Genomic DNA, 20,197 nt, shown 5'->3' with positions numbered 1-20,197 from the left:
AGGGAACTGCCAGGCATCAAATAAAACAGAAAACCTCAGCCTGATGGCTGGGGTTTTTTGTTTATGTGGTATCAGGCCATTCCCTGCACGAGGATGGGCATGCGACAAACGTGTGGGGAACACGTTTGAACGCCGCGTGCGGCGGCCCCGGAGGGGCGAGTATCAGGATGATACGCGTATTGTAGGGAACTGCCAGGCATCAAATAAAAGCGAAAGGCTCAGTCGAAAGACTGGGCCTTTTGTTTTGTCTGTTTTTTGTTGGTGAGCACTCTCCAGAGGAGAACAAAATCATTAGTAATGATTTTGAACGCCGCGTGCGGCGGCCCCGGAGGGGCGAGTATCAGGATGATGCGCGTATTGTAGGGAACGGCCAGGCATCAAATCAGCATTAACCCCGACCGAAAGGCCGGGGTTTTTTGCTTTTTGTACCCTTCATATTTTTAGCTTTCTACGACAGAGTTATTCACTGAGTTCCTGTCTTCAATCCAGCGTAAGCATCTGCTCTTGGCTATCACTCTTAAATGAAACATTTTCACCTTTTCGCTTCTGACTCGACATTGAATCATAAACTCGGTATCGTCAGGTGTCTGGATGTCTAAACGTTTAAACGTATGCTTTGAGGATATAAGGTTATGCCGATTCGGGTGCAGGACGAGCTACCAGCCGTCAATTTCCTGCGTGAAGAAAACGTCTTTGTGATGACGACATCGCGCGCCAGCAATCAGGAAATACGTCCGTTAAAGGTGCTGATCCTGAATCTGATGCCGAAGAAAATTGAGACGGAAAACCAGTTCCTGCGGCTGCTCTCCAACTCTCCACTGCAGGTGGATATCCAGCTGCTGCGCATCGACAGCCGTGAATCTCGCCATACGCCTGGCGAGCACCTCAATAACTTTTACTGTAATTTTGATGACATTAAACACGACAACTATGACGGATTGATCGTCACCGGCGCTCCGCTTGGGCTGGTTGAATTTAATGATGTGGCTTACTGGCCGCAGATCCAGCAGGTGCTGGAATGGGCCAAAGATCATGTTACCTCGACGCTGTTTGTCTGCTGGGCCGTCCAGGCCGCGCTGAATATTTTATACGGTATTCCAAAGCAAACTCGAGATGAAAAACTTTCTGGCGTCTACGAGCACAATGTTACTCAGCCTCATGCTTTACTGACGCGCGGCTTTGATGATTCATTCCTGGCGCCTCATTCTCGTTATGCCGACTTCCCTGCGCAGCTGATCCGGGACTACACCGATCTGGAGATCTTTGCCGAAACAGAACAGGGCGATGCCTACCTGTTTGGCAGCAGGGATAAGCGCATCGCGTTCGTAACCGGTCACCCGGAATATGATGCGCTGACGCTGTCCGGCGAATACTTCCGCGATGTCGATGCGGGGCTTCAGCCAGAGGTGCCGTATAACTACTTCCCAGGAGACGATCCGGCGAAGAAACCTCACGCGACCTGGCGCAGCCATGGTAATCTGCTGTTCACCAACTGGCTGAACTACTACGTCTACCAGATTACGCCATTCGACCTTCGCCACATGAACCCGACGCTCGATTAAGCGTTTCAGCTTCCCATTCCAGGCGCCTTCGGCGCCTTTTTTCTATTCTGAAAATCACTTCCCGCCTTGATTAAACTTTAATCTCATAAATATCAATATGATAAATCAATTTAAAATCAAAAATGGAAATTGTTTTTGATTTTAAAAAATCATCAAGTAGTCTTAATTCTGTTGCATGAAAACTGCACAGCCGTGCGTGATTCACTTTTGGCCGTCTCGACGGGATAAGACGAAGGAGTAACCGAATGACACAACAGACAGTTAGCGAAGAGCTGGCCTTTAGCCAGCCGTTTGGTGAGCAAGAGAAGCAGATCCTCACCCCGGAAGCCGTAGAATTCCTCGGCGAGCTGGTGAGCCGCTTTACTCCACAGCGCAATAAGCTGCTGGCATCTCGCATTGCTGAACAGCAGGCCATCGACGGTGGAAAGCTTCCTGATTTCAATTCGGAAACAGATTCCATTCGTAAAAGTGATTGGCAGATTCGTGGTATTCCGCAGGATCTGCTCGACCGCAAGATAGAAATTACCGGGCCGGTTGAGCGAAAAATGGTGATCAACGCGCTGAATGCTAACGTAAAAGTCTTTATGGCCGACTTCGAAGATTCCCTGGCGCCGAGCTGGAGCAAAGTCATTGACGGGCAGATCAACCTGCGCGACGCGATAAACGGCACCATCAGCTGGACAAACGAAGCGGGAAAAATCTATCAGCTGAAGCCAGACCCGGCGGTACTGGTTTGCCGCGTGCGCGGCCTGCATCTGCCTGAAAAACACGTGACCTGGCGCGGGGAAGCGATCCCTGGCAGCCTGTTCGACTTCGGGCTCTATTTCTTCCACAACGTGGATGCCCTTCTGGCTAAAGGCAGCGGCCCTTATTTCTATCTGCCCAAAACCCAGTCATGGCAGGAAGCGGCCTGGTGGAGCGAAGTATTCAGCTTCACGGAAGATCGCTTCGATCTGCCACGCGGCACCATTAAAGCGACTTTATTGATAGAAACGCTGCCAGCGGTATTCCAGATGGATGAGATCCTGCACGCCCTGAAAGATCACATCGTGGGCCTGAACTGTGGTCGCTGGGACTACATCTTCAGCTACATCAAAACCCTAAAAAACCACCCGGATCGCGTCCTGCCGGACAGGCAGTCCGTGACGATGGATAAACCTTTCCTGAACGCTTACTCGCGGCTGCTGATCAAGACCTGTCATCGTCGCGGTGCATTTGCAATGGGCGGCATGGCGGCCTTTATCCCGAGCAAAGACAGCGCTCGCAATGAATGGGTACTGAACAAAGTCAAAGCGGACAAAGAGATGGAGGCCAATAACGGCCATGATGGTACCTGGATTGCGCATCCGGGCCTTGCGGACACGGTTGTTGAGGTGTTTGGCAAAGCGCTGGGCGAACGCCAGAACCAGCTGGACATCAGCCGCAGCGAAGATGCACCCATCACCGCGGCGCAGTTGCTTGAGCCTTGCCCTGGCGAGCGCACCGAAGAAGGTATGCGCGCCAACATCCGCGTTGCGGTGCAGTACATCGAGGCGTGGACCTCCGGCAACGGCTGCGTACCGATTTACGGGCTGATGGAGGATGCTGCGACCGCTGAAATTTCCCGTACTTCCATCTGGCAATGGATCCATCACCAAAAGACGCTAAGCAACGGCCAGACCGTAACGAAAGCGCTGTTCCGCCAGATGCTTGCCGAAGAGATGTTGGTGATTCAGGACGAGCTGGGCGACCAGCGTTTTAGCCAGGGACGCTTCGATGAAGCTGCGCGGCTGATGGAACAAATTACCACCTCAGAAGAGTTAATCGACTTCCTGACGCTGCCGGGCTACCGCCTGCTTGCCTGAACCTAACCCTATAAAAATGGAGCATCTGAAATGAAAACCTCTCGTAGCCAACAGATTCAACAAGTACAACAAGACTGGACACAGCCGCGTTGGGAAGGCATTAAGCGTACCTATAGCGCAGAAGACGTCGTGAAACTGCGCGGTTCGCTGACCCCGGAGTGTACTCTGGCGCAGCACGGGGCGGCTAAACTCTGGCGCCTGCTGCACGGCGAGTCGAAAAAAGGCTACGTAAACAGTCTGGGGGCGTTAACCGGCGGCCAGGCTTTACAGCAGGCGAAAGCGGGTATCGAAGCCATCTACCTCTCCGGCTGGCAGGTTGCGGCGGACGCTAACCTGGCGTCCAGCATGTACCCGGATCAGTCGCTCTACCCGGCGAACTCTGTCCCTGCGGTTGTCGATCGGATCAACAACAGCTTCCAGCGTGCGGATCAGATCCAGTGGGCATCCAATATTGAACCGGGCGATCCACGCCACATTGACTACTTCCTGCCTATCGTTGCCGATGCAGAAGCCGGTTTTGGCGGCGTGCTGAACGCCTTCGAACTGATGAAGTCGATGATTCAGGCGGGTGCCGCTGCGGTGCACTTTGAAGACCAGCTGGCTTCCGTGAAGAAATGCGGCCACATGGGCGGCAAAGTCCTGGTCCCAACTCAGGAAGCTATCCAGAAGCTGACCGCTGCTCGTCTGGCGGCTGACGTGATGGGGGTTCCAACGCTGCTGATCGCCCGTACCGATGCTGATGCGGCAGATCTGATCACCTCCGACTGCGACGAATACGACCGCGAATTCATCACCGGTGAGCGCACGCAGGAAGGTTTCTACCGTACACGCGCTGGCATTGAGCAGGCTATCAGCCGCGGCCTCGCCTACGCGCCTTATGCCGACCTGGTCTGGTGTGAAACCTCTAAACCCGACCTGGACCAGGCCCGCCGTTTCGCGGAAGCCATCCATGCGCGCTTCCCAGGCAAACTGCTGGCCTATAACTGTTCGCCGTCGTTTAACTGGAAGAAAAACCTCGATGACAAAACCATCGCGTCCTTCCAGCAAGAACTGTCGGACATGGGTTACAAATACCAGTTCATCACCCTGGCGGGGATCCACAGCATGTGGTTCAACATGTTCGATCTGGCGCACTCTTATGCGCAGGGGGAGGGCATGCGCCACTATGTTGAGAAGGTACAGCAGCCTGAATTTGCCGCCGCTTCTGAAGGCTACACCTTCGTTTCTCACCAGCAGGAAGTGGGCACCGGCTATTTTGACCGCGTAACCACCGTCATCCAGGGCGGCGCTTCTTCCGTCACGGCGCTGACAGGTTCGACGGAAGAAGAGCAGTTCTGAACAAACTTTATTTTCCCCCTCTCCTTTGGGAGAGGGCCGGGGTGAGGGGAGAAATAAATGTCACACAGGCTGGAGCTGTTAATTGCCCATACCATCCTGCAGGGGTTTGACGCGCAATACGGTCGATTTCTGGAGGTCACCGCGGGTGCCCAGCAGCGCTTTGAACAGGCCGACTGGCACGCCGTTCAACAGGCGATGAAAAGCCGCATCAACCTGTACGATCACCACGTAGGTCTCGTCGTAGAACAGCTTCGCTGCATTACCGGCGGGCAGAATACCGACGCGGCCTTTTTACTGCGCGTGAAAGAGCAATACACCCGGCTACTGCCGGATTACCCGCGTTTTGAAATTGCCGAAAGCTTTTTTAATTCTGTCTATTGTCGGCTCTTCGACCACCGCTCGCTTACTCCCGAGCGGCTTTTTATCTTCAGCTCCCAGGCAGGCAAACAGCTTCGGCCGCTGCCTCGCCCACTGGCAAAAACTTTTTTCCCGGAGCAAGGCTGGACGACGTTGCTCACGACCTTGCTCTCCGATCTCCCGCTGCGCCTGCCCTGGCAGGATATTGCGCGGGATGTAGGGTTTATCCTCGCCCATCTGCATGAAACCTTCGGCGCAGAAACATTGCGGACGGCCACGCTGGAAGTGGCTAATGAACTGTTTTACCGCAATAAAGCCGCCTGGCTGGTTGGCAAACTGGTTCTGCCGGGAGGAAAAATTCCCTTTTTATTGCCGATCCATCGCACCGATGATGGCCGGTTAATGGTAGACACCTGCCTGACCAGCTCCCCCGAAGCCAGTATCGTTTTCGGCTTTGCGCGTTCCTATTTCATGGTTTATGCCCCTTTCCCCGCCGCGCTCGTGGAGTGGCTACGCGAGATTCTACCGGGAAAAACTACCGCCGAACTGTACATGGCGATTGGCTGCCAGAAGCACGGCAAAACCGAAAGCTATCGCGAATATCTGACCTACATTCACAGCACGGCCGAGCAGTTTATTGAGGCACCCGGCATACGCGGCATGGTGATGTTGGTGTTCACGCTGCCGGGCTTCGATCGCGTGTTTAAAGTGATAAAAGACAAATTCGCGCCACAAAAAGAAGTCACCGCCGAAAGGGTCCGTGCCTGCTACCAACTGGTAAAAGAGCACGACCGCGTGGGGCGCATGGCGGATACGCAGGAGTTTGAAAACTTCGTGCTGGATAAGCGGCAGATAAGTGCCGACCTCATGTCGCTGCTGCTTGAAGAAGTGCCTGAAAAACTGACCGATCTTGGCGACCGCATTGCCATCAGCCATCTCTACATTGAGCGGCGAATGGTGCCGCTTAACCTGTGGCTGGAGCAGGTAGAAGGCCAGCAGTTAAGGGATGCGGTGGAAGAGTACGGCAATGCCATTCGTCAACTGGCGGCAGCCAATATCTTCCCTGGCGACATGCTATTTAAAAACTTTGGCGTGACGCGTCACGGGCGGGTGGTGTTCTACGATTACGATGAAATTTGCTACATGACCGAGGTGAATTTCCGGGATATTCCGCCGCCGCGTTACCCGGAAGATGAACTCTCTTCGGAGCCGTGGTACAGCATCTCGCCCGGAGATGTTTTCCCGGAAGAGTTCCGGCACTATCTTTGTGCAGACAAACGCATTCGCCCGCTATTCGATGAAATGCACGCCGACCTGTTCCGCGCTGAATTTTGGCGCGCTTTGCAAACTCGCATCCGCGGTGGCTATGTCGAAGATGTTTATGCTTATCGCCGCCGCCAGCGCTTCAGCCAGCGGTTTGGGGAAGTGAAGCGAGCGGGCTAGCGCCCGCCGCCGTAAGCCAGAGTAATGTCCTTCGCGGCTTTGATCACCAGCGCACCCAGCTCGGTCACGCGGTCATCGGTGATGCGTGAAATCGGGCCAGAAATAGAGATCGCCGCGAATGCCTCATGGTGTTCATCGTAGATGCACGAAGCCACACAGCGCAGCCCCAGGGCATGCTCTTCATCGTCAAATGAATAACCGCGCTTGCGGGTTTGCGCTAAATCTTCTTTTAAATGCAGCGGCGAAGTCAGCGTGGCTGGCGTGTAGCTGTGCAGACCTTTGCGGTGCAGCAGGCCCGTCAGTTCGTCGTCGTTTAGCTGAGCCAGAAACGCCTTGCCCGCGCCGGATGCGTGCATCGGCAGCTTGCCGCCAATAGGTGCTGACATACGCATCAGCTGCGTGCACTGAACCTGGTCGATAATAATTGCCTGGTGATCGCTCTTGTCGAGTACCGCGAGGTTGACGGTTTCGCCGGAGGCTTCCATTAGTTTGCGCAGAATAGGGTGCACAATGGCCAGCAGATTGCGGCTTTGCAGGAAGCTGCTGCCGACGACAAATGCGTGCGCGCCAATCGTCCAGTGGCCAAGATCGCCCACCTGATGCACAAAGCCTAACTGCTGCATCGTGGTGAGCAGGCGATGGGTGGTGGAATTGGGCAAACCAGCCTGCTGGGCAAGCTCGGTGAGCGCCACGCTGCCGTCAGATTCGGCAATCCACTCCAGCAGCTTAAGGCCGCGGGTCAGGGACTGCACTTGCCCGGTGGCAGCCGGAGCCGCAGCGGCGGCGGTGCGGGGTTTCTTACCTCGTTTAGCGGGGACTGTAGCAACCATACCGGACTCCTTTTTCGTATCGTGGAAATCATTTTCGTTTTATTTGGCGAATTTGCAACCGCTACTCAGACTGATCGGAGGAGTGATGCTGAAAATCTCATGTTCCCGATATGCGGCTTTTACGACCCTATAGATTGTGCAAGTATGGGATGGCATATCCGTCAGGCAGGGAAAACAGGTGGGAGTGAGGCGTGAGCAACAACGTAGAGAAGCTGAAGCAACAACTGAGTGAGCGCATTCTGGTGCTGGACGGCGGCATGGGGACCATGATCCAAAGCTACCGCCTTGATGAGAGTGATTTCCGCGGCGAGCGTTTTGCCGACTGGCCGTGTGATCTTAAAGGCAACAATGACCTGCTGGTGCTCAGCAAACCGGAAATTATCGCCGCGATTCACTATGCCTACTTTGAAGCTGGCGCCGACATCGTTGAAACCAACACCTTTAACTCCACCACCATTGCAATGGCGGACTACCAAATGGAGTCGCTGTCGGCGGAAATTAACTACGAAGCCGCTAAGCTGGCGCGTTCCTGTGCCGACGAATGGACGGCCCGTACGCCGGAAAAACCGCGTTACGTCGCCGGTGTGCTTGGCCCGACCAACCGCACGGCATCAATTTCTCCAGACGTGAACGACCCGGCCTTCCGCAACATCACCTTTGATCAGCTGGTCGCCGCTTACCGTGAATCGACCAAAGCGCTGGTGGAGGGCGGGGCCGATCTGATCATGATCGAGACGGTCTTCGACACCCTGAATGCCAAAGCCGCCATCTTCGCCGTAAAGGCGGAGTTTGAAGCGCTTGGCGTTGATCTGCCGATCATGATTTCCGGCACCATTACCGATGCGTCAGGCCGTACGCTTTCCGGTCAGACGACGGAAGCTTTCTATAACTCCCTGCGCCACGCCGACGCGCTCTCTTTCGGACTTAACTGCGCGCTGGGGCCGGACGAACTGCGACAGTACGTGGCTGAACTGTCACGCATTGCCGAGTGCTACGTGACGGCTCACCCTAATGCTGGTCTGCCAAACGCTTTTGGTGAATACGACCTTGATGCGGACGTGATGGCGCAGCAGATTGGGGAATGGGCGCAGGCCGGATTCCTGAACATTGTCGGCGGCTGTTGCGGGACGACGCCTGCGCATATCGCCGCAATGAGCGCGGCGGTAGCAGGCGTTGCGCCGCGTAAACTCCCCGATCTGCCGGTTGCCTGTCGCCTCGCCGGGCTTGAGCCGCTGAATATCGGCGCGGATAGCCTGTTCGTTAACGTCGGGGAACGCACCAACGTTACCGGCTCGGCAAAGTTTAAGCGTCTGATCAAAGAAGAGAAATACAGCGAAGCGCTGGACGTGGCGCTGCAGCAGGTGGCCAGCGGCGCGCAGATCATCGACATCAACATGGACGAGGGAATGCTCGACGCCGAAGCGGCGATGGTGCGTTTCCTGAACCTGATTGCCGGTGAGCCGGATATCGCCCGGGTGCCCATCATGATCGACTCCTCGAAATGGGAGGTGATCGAGAAAGGGCTGAAGTGCATTCAGGGCAAAGGCATCGTTAACTCTATTTCCATGAAAGAAGGCACTGAGCCGTTTATCCATCATGCGAAGCTGGTACGCCGCTACGGCGCGGCGATGGTGGTGATGGCGTTCGATGAAATGGGCCAGGCCGATACGCGAGAGCGTAAAATCGAGATTTGCCGCCGGGCCTATAAAATTCTTACCGAAGAGGTGGGCTTCCCGCCGGAAGACATCATCTTTGACCCGAACATCTTCGCGGTGGCGACCGGCATCGAAGAACACAACAACTACGCCCAGGATTTTATCGGCGCCTGCGAAGATATTAAGCGCGAGCTGCCCCATGCGATGATCTCCGGCGGCGTGTCTAACGTCTCCTTCTCTTTCCGCGGCAACGAGCCGGTGCGCGAGGCCATCCACGCGGTATTCCTTTACTACGCAATTCGCAACGGCATGGACATGGGGATCGTCAACGCCGGGCAACTGGCGATATACGACGATCTTCCGGCTGAACTGCGGGATGCCGTCGAAGACGTCATTCTCAACCGCCGCGACGACAGCACCGAACGTCTGCTGGAGCTGGCCGAAAAATATCGCGGCAGCAAAAGCGATGACGGCGCCAATGCTCAACTGGCGGAGTGGCGTAGCTGGGACGTAGTGAAACGTCTCGAGTATTCGCTGGTGAAAGGCATCACCGAGTTTATCGAAGCGGATACCGAAGAGGCCCGCCAGCAGTCGACTCGCCCAATAGAAGTGATTGAAGGCCCGCTGATGGCGGGAATGAACGTGGTGGGGGATTTGTTCGGCGAAGGGAAAATGTTCCTGCCGCAGGTGGTGAAATCGGCTCGCGTGATGAAGCAGGCGGTGGCTTACCTTGAGCCGTACATCGAAGCCAGCAAAGAGCAGGGCAGCAGCAACGGTAAAATCGTGCTGGCGACCGTCAAAGGCGACGTCCATGACATCGGCAAGAACATCGTCGGCGTAGTGCTGCAATGTAACAACTACGAGATTATCGATCTTGGCGTGATGGTGCCCGGCGAGAAAATTTTGAAAACCGCCCGTGAAGTGGGGGCCGATATCATTGGCCTGTCCGGGCTTATCACCCCGTCGCTGGACGAAATGGTCAACGTGGCCAAAGAGATGGAGCGGCAGGGCTTTACGCTGCCGCTGCTGATCGGCGGGGCAACTACGTCAAAAGCCCACACGGCGGTGAAAATAGAGCAGAACTACAGCGGGCCAACCGTCTACGTGCAGAACGCCTCGCGCACCGTCGGCGTGGTTTCTGCTCTGCTTTCAGAAACCCAGCGCGATGAATTTGTCGCCCGCACCCGCAAAGAATACGAAGTTGTTCGTACGCAGCACGCGCGTAAAAAACCGCGCACGCCGCCGGTTACGCTGGAAGTCGCGCGGGATAACGATCTGCCTTTCGACTGGGAAAACTACACGCCTCCGGTTCCGCACCGGCTGGGCGTGCAGGAAGTGACCGCCAGCATTGAAACGCTGAGGAACTACATCGACTGGACGCCGTTCTTCATGACCTGGTCGCTGGCCGGAAAATATCCGCGCATTCTGGAAGATGAGGTTGTTGGCGAGGAGGCAAAACGGCTGTTTAAAGACGCTAACGACATGCTGGACATGCTCCACCGGACGAAAACAATGACGCCGCGCGGCGTGGTCGGCCTGTTCCCGGCGAATCGCGTGGGGGACGACGTGGAGATTTATGCCGATGAAACACGCTCTCAGGTGAAAGGCTTCAGCCGCCATCTGCGCCAGCAAACGGAAAAGAACGGCTTCCCGAACTACTGCATTGCCGATTTTGTGGCGCCTAAACACAGCGGTAAAGCCGACTACATCGGTGCTTTTGCGGTCACCGGTGGTATTGAAGAAGACGCGCTGGCGGGTGCCTACGATGCGCAGCACGATGATTACAACAAAATCATGGTGAAAGCGGTTGCCGACCGCCTGGCCGAAGCTTTTGCTGAATATCTGCACGAGCGCGTGCGTAAAGTTTACTGGGGCTACGCGGCCACGGAAAACCTCAGCAACGAGGAACTGATTCGCGAGAATTACCAAGGCATTCGCCCGGCACCGGGCTACCCGGCCTGCCCGGAGCACACGGAAAAAGCGGCCATCTGGGCGCTGCTGGACGTCGAAAACGTGATTGGCATGAAGCTCACCGAGTCTTACGCCATGTGGCCCGGTGCGTCTGTTTCCGGCTGGTACTTCAGCCACCCGGACAGCAAGTACTTCGCCGTCGCGCAAATTCAGCGCGACCAGGTCGAAGATTACGCCCGACGCAAAGGCATGCCGGTCAGCGAGGTCGAACGCTGGCTTGCGCCGAACCTCGGGTACGACGCCGACTGACTCACAAACCTGTTATCTTTCCTTACAACTTACAAGGCGCTCTGGGGGCGCCTTGTCTCTTTATTGAAGTTAAACCCTTATACTGAAGGATGGTGGCTATTTTTGCTTCGGGAACCCTAAAAACGATAAGGAGAACAAGAATCCGTGCTGACGTTGTTACACCTGCTGTCCGCCGTTTCGCTGCTGGTCTGGGGTACGCACATTGTGCGCACCGGTATCATGCGCGTTTACGGTGCCAACCTGCGCAGTGTGCTTAGCCACAGCGTAGAAAAGAAACCGCTCGCCTTCTGCGCCGGGATAGGCGTGACCGCGCTGGTGCAGAGCAGTAATGCCACCACCATGCTGGTGACCTCGTTCGTTGCCCAGGATTTGGTGGCGCTCGCCCCTGCGCTGGTGATTGTGCTGGGAGCTGATGTCGGTACAGCGCTAATGGCGCGTATCCTGACCTTCGATCTTTCGTGGCTTTCGCCGCTGCTGATTTTCATCGGCGTAATCTTCTTCCTCAGCCGCAAGCAGACTCGCGCCGGGCAGCTTGGCCGCGTGGGGATCGGCCTGGGTCTTATTCTGCTGGCGCTCGAGCTGATTGTGGGAGCCGTTACGCCGATTACCCAGGCGAACGGCGTCCAGGTGATCTTCGCTTCCCTGACCGGCGATATCATGCTCGACGCGCTGATTGGCGCGATGTTTGCCATTATCAGCTATTCGAGCCTGGCTGCCGTCCTGTTGACGGCCACGCTGACCTCAACCGGCGTGATCTCGTTTGATGTGGCGCTGTGTCTGGTCATCGGGGCTAACCTCGGCTCCGGCCTGCTGGCAATGATCAATAACAGCGCTGCGAATGCTGCCGCCCGTCGTGTGGCGTTGGGCAGCCTGCTGTTCAAGCTGGTGGGCAGCCTGCTGGTGCTGCCGTTTGTGCATGTCCTGGCCCGGCTGATGCACCACCTGCCGTTGCCGGAGTCTGAACTGGTTATCTACTTCCACGTGTTCTACAACCTGATTCGTTGCCTGGTGATGGTGCCGTTTGCCGAGCCAATGGCACGCTTCTGCCGCCGGGTGATCAGCGAAGCGCCGGAAGTCGACGCCCGAATGAAGCCGAAGCACCTCGATCCTACGGCGCTGGATACTCCCGCGCTGGGGTTATCTAACGCCGCGAGGGAAACCCTGAGAATGGGCGACGTGCTGGAGCAGATGCTGGAAACCTGGAGCAAGGTGATGCACGGCGAGCCGCGCCAGGAAAAAGAGCTGCGCAAGCTGGCCGACGACGTGGACGTGCTGTATACCGCCATCAAACTTTATCTTGCGCAGATGCCGAAGGAAGATCTGGCGGAAATGGAGTCGCGCCGCTGGGCGGAAATCATCGAAATGTCGCTGAACCTGGAGCAGGCGGCGGACATCATCGAACGTATGGGCAGCGAGGTGGCGGATAAATCTCTCGCCGCTCGCCGGGCCTTCTCGCCGGACGGCCTGACCGAGCTGGATAACCTGCTCCAGCAGTTGATCAGCAACCTGCAGCTGAGCCTGTCGGTGTTCTTCTCGAGCGACCTGGGCAGTGCCCGCCGGCTGCGCCGGAACAAACACCGCTTCCGCATCATGAACCGCCGCTACTCCCATGCCCACGTTGATCGCCTGCACCAGCAGAACGTGCAGAGCATCGAGACCAGCTCGCTGCACCTCGGGCTGCTGGGGGACATGAAGCGCCTGAACTCGTTGTTCTGTTCCGTTGCCTACAGCGTGCTGGACCAACCGGACGATGACGACGAGCGGGATGAATATTGATCGTCAACCCGGCATCGGTCTATAATTGAATAATGTATGCGCATTACAATGGGGGTTAATATGCGTGTTGAAAGTGCAGCCGCTAAAAAATCGGTGAATGTCACGCTAGCGCCGGAGATTCTGGATGAGGCCCGTAGGCTGAAACTAAATATCTCGGCGGTACTGACCGAGGCATTAATCGAGAAATTTCGCGAAAACGCTCGGGCTGAGTGGCTCAAGGATAATCAGGAAAAGATTGCCGCGCTTAATGAGTTTGTTGAGGAGCACGGCTCGTTCAGTGATTTTCAGAGGAGCTTCTGATGGAACAGTTTCACGCCTACGAAAATACTGGCGCAGGGAAGAAAACGTATCCTTATCTCATCAATATGCAGCACCCCATTGCTGATGCCTTAAAGCATGTCCTGGTCATTCCCGTTATTGAACGCGAATTACTGGGTGCCATGCCTCCAGAAAAAATCTGCCCCATCGTGACGATTGAGGGGCAGCCTTGCGTGGCGATGACTCACATGATGGCAGGTATTCCGCTTAAAGAACTCGGTGCTTCAGTCGCGGATTTGACGCATTACAGAGATGAGCTGTGTGGCGCCGTTGATTTTATGATTCAGGGTTACTAACAAGCCCATTTTGCGGTTCGCAACGCCCTGCGGGTAAGGTATAGTCCTGGGTTTTCGGAGGAGCCATGCTGACTAATTCATCTATTCGTCTTAACAAATACATCAGCGAGAGCGGGATCTGCTCACGCCGTGACGCCGATCGCTACATCGAACAGGGCAACGTTTTTATTAACGGCAAACGCGCCAAAATTGGCGATCAGGTTTTTGCCGGCGACAGCGTGAAGGTGAATGGTCAGCTCATCGAACCCCGCAACGAAGAAGACCTGGTGCTCATTGCGCTGAATAAGCCGGTGGGAATTGTAAGCACCACGGAAGACGGCGAGAAAGACAACATCGTGGACTATGTGAACCACAGCAAGCGCGTTTTCCCCATTGGCCGCCTGGACAAAGATTCTCAGGGGCTGATTTTCCTCACCAACCACGGCGACCTGGTGAACAAAATTCTGCGTGCCGGGAACGACCATGAGAAAGAGTACGTGGTCACGGTGAACAAGCCGGTTACCGACGAGTTTATTCGTGGTATGGGGGCAGGCGTGCCGATTCTGGGCACCGTCACCAAGAAATGCAAAGTTAAAAAAGAAGCGCCGTTTGCGTTTCGCATCACCCTGGTTCAGGGGCTGAACCGCCAGATTCGCCGCATGTGTGAACACTTTGGCTATGAAGTGACGAAGCTGGAGCGTACGCGCATCATGAACGTTAATCTCACTGGGATCCCGCTTGGGGAATGGCGCGACCTGACGGATGATGAACTGATTGAGCTGTTTAAGCTGATTGAGGATTCGTCCTCTGAGGCGAAGCCGGCTAAAAAAGCGAAGCCAAAAGCGGCCAGCCCGGCGGCGAAAAAACCGTTGGTAAGTGGCCCGAAAAGCTCAGCCAAAACGCCCGCTGAGCTTGCCTCGCGTAAACGCTTTGCTTCTCCAGGCCGGAAGAAAAAGGGCCGTTAAACTAGCGTTTGCCTCGCGTATGGTTGTTGGCTGACCATGAATAAGTCGTCGTCGTATCCGGCTTTAAGGCATTTTGTTTCTTCAGCTGGCGAGCTTTCTTAGCCGCCAGCGCTCGTTCCGCCATCAGCTTGTCGATGTACTCTTTTTTTACCTGATTAGTCTCTGAGTTGGTCAACGTACGACCGTGGGCAATGCGGGCGCGATCCAGCAGCGTTTTTAGCTCACGCTGTTCGCTTTCCGTCATGTCTTGCTGTGTCAGTCTGGCTGTAGCCATCGTTGCAATCTCCCAGGAAAGGACTCTCAGTGTAAAACAAACCCACCGCGCCGACGAGACAAAAAAGCCTGCATCAGCAGGCTTTTAGCGATTATTTTTTACCGTCTGGCTTCGGCGTTATCGCTTTGCCGGACCAATACCCGGCCAGCAGAGAGCCGGACAGATTGTGCCAGACGGAGAACAGCGCGCCAGGCAGCGCTGCGAGCGGCGAGAAGTAAATTTTACCCAACGTGGCCGCAAGACCGGAGTTCTGCATTCCCACTTCGATGGCCAGCGTCCGACAGGTCGACTCGTCAAACCCAAACAGACGTCCGCCCCAGTAACCGCCGAGCAGGCCAATGGTGTTATGCAGAATCACCGCGACAATCACCACCAGGCCAACGGAAGCTATGTGTGACGCAGAACCTGCCACAACTGCGCTAATGATGGCGAGAATACAAAGCATAGAAAACGCAGGCAGCCAGGGCTCCACGCGCTTCACCAGGCGTGGGAACAGATGATGCACAATCAGGCCAAGGCCAATCGGGATGATGACGATTTGCAGAATACTGACCAGCATGCCCATCACATCGACTTTAATGTCGGCGTCGACATAGAGACGGGTGAGCAGCGGCGTGGCAAATACGCCGACCAGCGTAGAAACAGAAGATATTGTTACGGAGAGCGCAACATCACCTTTGGCCAAGTAAATCATGACGTTGGACGCCGTGCCGCTGGCTACGCTGCCGACCAGCACCATCCCGGCTGACAGGTCGGGCGGCATATGGAACAACATTGCCAGCAGCCACGCCGCCAGCGGCATCACCAGGTAATGCAGAAAAATGCCTGCAGCTACCGGGGCCGGGCGCGACAGCACGCGTTTAAAGTCTTCAAGCCGCAGGTGGACGCCCATGCCAAACATAATGAGCATCAGCAGCGTGCTGACCCACGGGCCAATCGGGATAAAGGTTGAGGGGGTATAATACGCAGCGACGGAGAGCAGCAGCGCCCAAAGCGGGAACAGCCGGGTTAGGGTGGCGATCATAGCGGTGTCCTTGCAGAGTTTGTGTTGTTTTATGGTTATAAAAAAAGCCGGGTGCGAGCCCGGCTTTCTGTATTCATGGCATGGATTGGACGGTTATTCAAACAGGTTGCGGTGCAGTTTCTGCACGACCTGCTCTGCATCGTCGCCAGGCACCAGGAAGCACAGGTTGTAGCTGGAAGCGCCGTAGCAAATCATGCGGATGTTGAACGGGTCGAGCACGCCGAACACTTCTTTGCCTACGCCACAGGCCTGGGACAGTTTATTGCCGATGATAGCCACCAGCGCCAGGTTCTCTTCGACTTCCACGCGGCACAGCGATGAAAGCTCGGTGAGCAGCGCGGTGGTCAGCAGGCTGTCGCCAGTGGAGGTAGAGCCGGTGGTGTCCATGGTCAACGCCACGCTCACTTCGGAGGTGGTGATCAGATCCACGGAAATATTATGGCGAGCCAGAATGCTGAACACTTCCGCCAGGAAACCACGGGAATGGAGCATATGCAGGCTGTGCAGCGTCAGCAGCGTTTGCTTGCGACGTACCGCAAGGGCGCGGAAGAGCGGTGGATTTTCCGTTTTTTTGCATACCAAAGTTCCGCCAGCAGCAGGATCTTTGCTGGAGCCAACGAAAACCGGAATGTCGCAGCGCACGGCGGGCAGCAGCGTGGCCGGGTGCAGGACTTTCGCGCCAAAGGTCGCCATTTCAGCGGCTTCTTCAAAGGCGATGCGGTCAATGCGTTTTGCCGCAGGTACCATACGCGGATCGGTGGTGTAGATGCCCGGCACGTCGGTCCAGATATCTACGCGCGCGGCATTTAACGCTTCACCAAGCAGCGCGGCGGTATAGTCGCTGCCGCCGCGGCCAAGCGTGGTCGTTCGGCCTTTTTCTTCGCTGCCGATAAAGCCCTGAGTGATCACCAGTGATTCCGCGAGGCGCGGCAGCATCTGCTGGCTTGCCAGTTCCGCCAGCGCAGCGATATCCGGTTCGGCACGGCCGAAGCGGTCGTTGGTGCGCATGACTTTACGAATGTCGAACCACTGCGCTTCCACCTGACGTTCACGCAGGATTTCCACAAATAGCAGGGTGGACATTAGTTCGCCGTGGCTGACCAGTTCATCGGTCAGCGCGGTGGAGGTCGCCAGAGAGGCGGCTTCCGCAAGGGTCGTGATGTTTTCAAGCAGGCGGTCGATTTCTTCGCGAATAACGTCCGGATTCGCCAGACGCTCAACGATGTTGTACTGGATTTTGCGGATGGCATCGAGCTTGACGAAGCGCTCGGTCGCTTCGAGGCCTTCAGCCAGAGCAACCAGCAGGTTAGTCACGCCAGCGGAGGCGGAAAGCACCACCACGCGGACGTGGCTATCGGCCAGCACCACATCGGCGCTGCGGTTCATCGCGTCGAAATCGGCGACGCTGGTCCCACCAAATTTGGCGACTACGGTTTGAGACATAACTACCTCGTGTCAGGGGCCATTAACTGGCAAAAAAGTATTCAGCCTTGGCACAAGGGAAGAGCGGTAAACGGGTGGGCGCAGAGCAGGAGAACTACGATATCACCCAGAAGTGCTCCACCTTGTCTATCCAGCTTTGGAGCCGGATATGAAACGCTCGACTGCGAACGTTTCTGGTGACAACCCAGAGGATTCAGCCCCTGCAGCCGACAATAAGCGTGACCAGCCGCTTCATCATCTCGGCGTTGCTCCCCCTCACGTATCGTCCTTGTTACTGGTTTCTCGGATACGATTTTCTGGGCAACGCGCCTCTTCTGGCCTGCGCACGCGCAGGTAGCGCCTAATAAATAAAGCTTCGGCGAAGGCATGTCAACTGCGGGGTTATGCGGATTTTTCATGTTAAATCGGTAATCAGGAATTTAACTTATAAGAGGGTATTTTTGCCGCTTTTTAGGGGGTTACGGGAAACCCTCGGTTAATGGCATAAAATCAATCACAATTTTTGCCTGCAGGCGCTACAATCGACCGAAGTCACAATTCTCAAATCAGAAGAGTATTGCTATGAAAAACATCAACCCGAAGCAGACCTCTGCCTGGCAGGCACTCCAGAAACATTACGATGAGATGAAAGACGTTACGCTTTCCGACCTGTTCGCGAAAGATAACGACCGCTTCAGCAAGTTCTCCGCAACTTTCGATGACCTGATGCTGGTGGACTTCTCCAAAAACCGCATCACCACCGAAACCCTCGAAAAACTGCAGGCGCTGGCGAAAGAAACCGATCTGCAGAGCGCGATCAAATCCATGTTCGCCGGCGAGAAAATCAACCGCACCGAAGACCGCGCCGTGCTGCACGTTGCGCTGCGTAACCGCAGCAACACGCCTATCGTGGTCGATGGCAAAGACGTAATGCCGGAAGTGAACGCGGTGCTTGAGAAGATGAAAGCCTTCTCTGAAAGTATCATCAGCGGGAACTGGAAAGGCTACACCGGCAAAGCCATCACCGACGTGGTTAACATCGGTATCGGCGGCTCTGACCTCGGCCCATTCATGGTTACCGAAGCGCTGCGTCCATACAAAAATCACCTCAACATGCACTTTGTGTCCAACGTTGACGGTACCCACATTGCCGAAGTGCTGAAGAAAGTTAACCCGGAAACCACGCTGTTCCTGGTGGCCTCTAAAACCTTCACCACTCAGGAAACGATGACTAACGCCCACAGCGCGCGTGACTGGTTCCTGCGTGCCGCTGGCGATGAAAAGCACGTGGCAAAACACTTCGCTGCGCTGTCCACCAACGGGAAAGCCGTCGGTGAGTTTGGTATCGACACCGCAAACATGTTCGAATTCTGGGACTGGGTTGGCGGCCGCTACTCTCTGTGGTCCGCGATTGGCCTGTCCATCATTCTGTCCGTGGGCTTCGACAACTTTGTTGAGCTGCTGTCCGGCGCGCACGCGATGGACAAACACTTCTCCACCACGCCTGCCGAGCAAAACCTGCCGGTTCTGCTGGCGCTGATCGGCATCTGGTACAACAATTTCTTCGGTGCTGAAACTGAAGCGATTCTGCCATACGACCAGTACATGCATCGCTTTGCCGCCTACTTCCAGCAGGGCAACATGGAGTCCAACGGTAAGTACGTTGACCGCAACGGCAACGCCGTGGACTACCAGACTGGCCCAATTATCTGGGGTGAGCCGGGTACCAACGGGCAGCACGCGTTCTACCAGCTGATCCACCAGGGGACCAAAATGGTGCCTTGCGACTTCATCGCACCGGCTATCAGCCATAACGCGCTGTCGGATCACCATCCAAAACTGCTGTCTAACTTCTTCGCACAGACCGAAGCGCTGGCGTTCGGGAAATCCCGTGAAGTGGTTGAGCAGGAATACCGTGACCAGGGTAAAGATCCGGCCACGCTGGACCACGTTGTGCCGTTCAAAGTGTTCGAAGGCAACCGCCCAACCAACTCCATCCTGCTGCGCGAAATTACCCCGTTCAGCCTGGGCGCGCTGATTGCACTTTACGAACACAAAATCTTCACCCAGGGCGCGATCCTGAACATCTTCACCTTCGACCAGTGGGGCGTGGAGCTGGGCAAACAGCTGGCTAACCGCATCCTGCCAGAGCTGGGTGACGACAAACAAATCGCCAGCCACGACAGCTCAACCAACGGCCTGATTAACCGCTATAAAGCATGGCGTGATTAATTAAACCGCGTGATGAAAATATGCCAGCCTCGTGCTGGCATATTTTTTATAAGAGTTATCCCCTTGTCGTCATAATTCTCGATATTGCCACCCTGAGGTTAATCCTAAAAATGATTTTCCCGCCGCTTTGTCAGGGCTTTAATTTAAGATTATATTGAATTGATATTTCCAATTCCTCTTGGTAAATAATTGTTTTTATTTGAATAATTTTCATTTAAATATAACTCAAGTCTTGATTTTTACTCTTTTTCTTAAAGTTCATTCCTTATTTTCTGCAGGCTAATTCATCACATTGTGTTGTGTATACTCGATCGCGCCTGAAACCTTTTCAGGTAAATCTCCATTCATTCAATGAAGGGAAATTGTAATGAGAAAAACCCTTTATGGCGCTTTAGCCATATTTACGCTGGCTGCCGCCGGCGCGGCGAATGCTGACCCTGTAGCTGTGGGTGATGCGGCCGGCGCGCAGGCGACGTCTGTGTCTGCAGGCAGTTCTGCTGCAACCAGCGCCAGCACTGTTGGGTCTGCGGTTGGTGTGGCATTAGCCGCAACCGGTGGCGGCGACGGTTCAAACACCGGAACCACCACAACCACGACGACCAGCACCACCACCCGTTAACGTTTGGGTGTTTTTAACCATAACCACACTTCGGTGTGGTTAT

The 20,197-nt window shown here is 55.4% G+C and carries 15 protein-coding genes and 1 riboswitch; of the genes, 11 read left to right on the top strand and 4 right to left on the bottom strand.

The features are described from left to right. The first annotated feature begins 632 nt into the window (after positions 1 to 632). The 4 genes from metA to aceK all read left to right on the top strand — a co-directional run bounded on the left by metA (position 633) and on the right by aceK (position 6,544). Positions 633 to 1,562, top strand: coding sequence for a homoserine O-acetyltransferase MetA (gene metA / locus A936_RS06645; RefSeq protein ID WP_008455894.1), 930 nt, complete (start codon positions 633 to 635; stop codon positions 1,560 to 1,562). A gap of 245 nt (positions 1,563 to 1,807) precedes the next feature. Next, the gene (gene aceB / locus A936_RS06640) at positions 1,808 to 3,406 is read left to right on the top strand and encodes a malate synthase A (protein WP_008455891.1); all 1,599 of its coding nucleotides are present in this window, start codon (positions 1,808 to 1,810) and stop codon (positions 3,404 to 3,406) included. 30 nt (positions 3,407 to 3,436) lie between these two features. Beyond that, positions 3,437 to 4,744, top strand: coding sequence for an isocitrate lyase (gene aceA, locus A936_RS06635; protein ID WP_008455888.1), 1,308 nt, complete (start codon positions 3,437 to 3,439; stop codon positions 4,742 to 4,744). A gap of 57 nt (positions 4,745 to 4,801) precedes the next feature. After that, a complete protein-coding gene (gene aceK / locus A936_RS06630; protein WP_008455886.1) occupies positions 4,802 to 6,544 on the top strand; it encodes a bifunctional isocitrate dehydrogenase kinase/phosphatase in 1,743 nt (580 codons plus the stop codon). Here the strand turns inward: aceK and iclR are convergent. Then, on the bottom strand, positions 6,541 to 7,374 hold the full coding sequence (gene iclR, locus A936_RS06625) for a glyoxylate bypass operon transcriptional repressor IclR (RefSeq protein WP_008455884.1): 834 nt from the start codon (positions 7,372 to 7,374) through the stop codon (positions 6,541 to 6,543). The two genes, aceK and iclR, sit on opposite strands and share 4 nt — an antisense overlap. A gap of 191 nt (positions 7,375 to 7,565) precedes the next feature. Between iclR and metH the strand changes: the two genes are divergently transcribed. The 5 genes from metH (at position 7,566) to rluF (ending at position 14,583) form a co-directional block, all read left to right on the top strand. Then, complete coding sequence (gene metH, locus A936_RS06620) at positions 7,566 to 11,249, top strand: methionine synthase (RefSeq protein ID WP_008455882.1); 3,684 nt, start codon at positions 7,566 to 7,568, stop codon at positions 11,247 to 11,249. 144 nt (positions 11,250 to 11,393) lie between these two features. After that, the gene (locus A936_RS06615) at positions 11,394 to 13,025 is read left to right on the top strand and encodes a Na/Pi cotransporter family protein (protein ID WP_008455880.1); all 1,632 of its coding nucleotides are present in this window, start codon (positions 11,394 to 11,396) and stop codon (positions 13,023 to 13,025) included. A 36-nt stretch (positions 13,026 to 13,061) separates the two neighbouring features. Continuing rightward, the gene (locus A936_RS06610) at positions 13,062 to 13,325 is read left to right on the top strand and encodes a type II toxin-antitoxin system CcdA family antitoxin (RefSeq protein ID WP_008455878.1); all 264 of its coding nucleotides are present in this window, start codon (positions 13,062 to 13,064) and stop codon (positions 13,323 to 13,325) included. Beyond that, positions 13,325 to 13,639 carry a CcdB family protein gene (locus A936_RS06605; protein WP_008455875.1) on the top strand — a complete coding sequence of 105 codons (315 nt, stop codon included), beginning with the start codon at positions 13,325 to 13,327 and terminating at the stop codon, positions 13,637 to 13,639. Before A936_RS06610 ends, A936_RS06605 begins: the two co-directional genes overlap by 1 nt. A 65-nt stretch (positions 13,640 to 13,704) precedes the next feature. Next, positions 13,705 to 14,583 (top strand): 23S rRNA pseudouridine(2604) synthase RluF, encoded by an 879-nt coding sequence (gene rluF / locus A936_RS06600; protein ID WP_008455873.1) that lies wholly within the window; start codon positions 13,705 to 13,707, stop codon positions 14,581 to 14,583. A gap of 1 nt (position 14,584) precedes the next feature. On the opposite strand, the gene A936_RS06595 is transcribed toward rluF, so the two are convergent. From A936_RS06595 to lysC, 3 genes are all read right to left on the bottom strand, one after another. Continuing rightward, complete coding sequence (locus tag A936_RS06595) at positions 14,585 to 14,857, bottom strand: YjbD family protein (RefSeq protein WP_008455871.1); 273 nt, start codon at positions 14,855 to 14,857, stop codon at positions 14,585 to 14,587. A 91-nt stretch (positions 14,858 to 14,948) separates the two neighbouring features. Next, positions 14,949 to 15,881 (bottom strand): ketopantoate/pantoate/pantothenate transporter PanS, encoded by a 933-nt coding sequence (gene panS / locus A936_RS06590; RefSeq protein ID WP_008455869.1) that lies wholly within the window; start codon positions 15,879 to 15,881, stop codon positions 14,949 to 14,951. A gap of 93 nt (positions 15,882 to 15,974) precedes the next feature. Further along, a complete protein-coding gene (gene lysC, locus A936_RS06585; protein WP_008455866.1) occupies positions 15,975 to 17,324 on the bottom strand; it encodes a lysine-sensitive aspartokinase 3 in 1,350 nt (449 codons plus the stop codon). Positions 17,325 to 17,426: 102 nt separating this feature from the next. Continuing rightward, a riboswitch (Lysine riboswitch) is annotated at positions 17,427 to 17,646 on the bottom strand. A 239-nt stretch (positions 17,647 to 17,885) separates the two neighbouring features. On the opposite strand from lysC, the gene pgi reads away from it, so the two are divergent. Then, positions 17,886 to 19,535, top strand: coding sequence for a glucose-6-phosphate isomerase (pgi, locus tag A936_RS06580; RefSeq protein ID WP_008455864.1), 1,650 nt, complete (start codon positions 17,886 to 17,888; stop codon positions 19,533 to 19,535). A gap of 367 nt (positions 19,536 to 19,902) precedes the next feature. After that, positions 19,903 to 20,154: an exopolysaccharide production protein YjbE gene (gene yjbE / locus A936_RS06575; protein WP_008455862.1), complete on the top strand. Its 252-nt coding sequence runs from the start codon at positions 19,903 to 19,905 to the stop codon at positions 20,152 to 20,154. Positions 20,155 to 20,197 lie beyond the last annotated feature (43 nt).

It is taken from the genome of Enterobacter sp. Ag1 (assembly GCA_000277545.1).
In the GTDB taxonomy this organism is placed as follows: domain Bacteria; phylum Pseudomonadota; class Gammaproteobacteria; order Enterobacterales; family Enterobacteriaceae; genus Cedecea.
The sequence above is the reverse complement of the archived record's forward strand: the minus strand, read 5'-3'. Positions and strand labels throughout refer to the sequence as shown.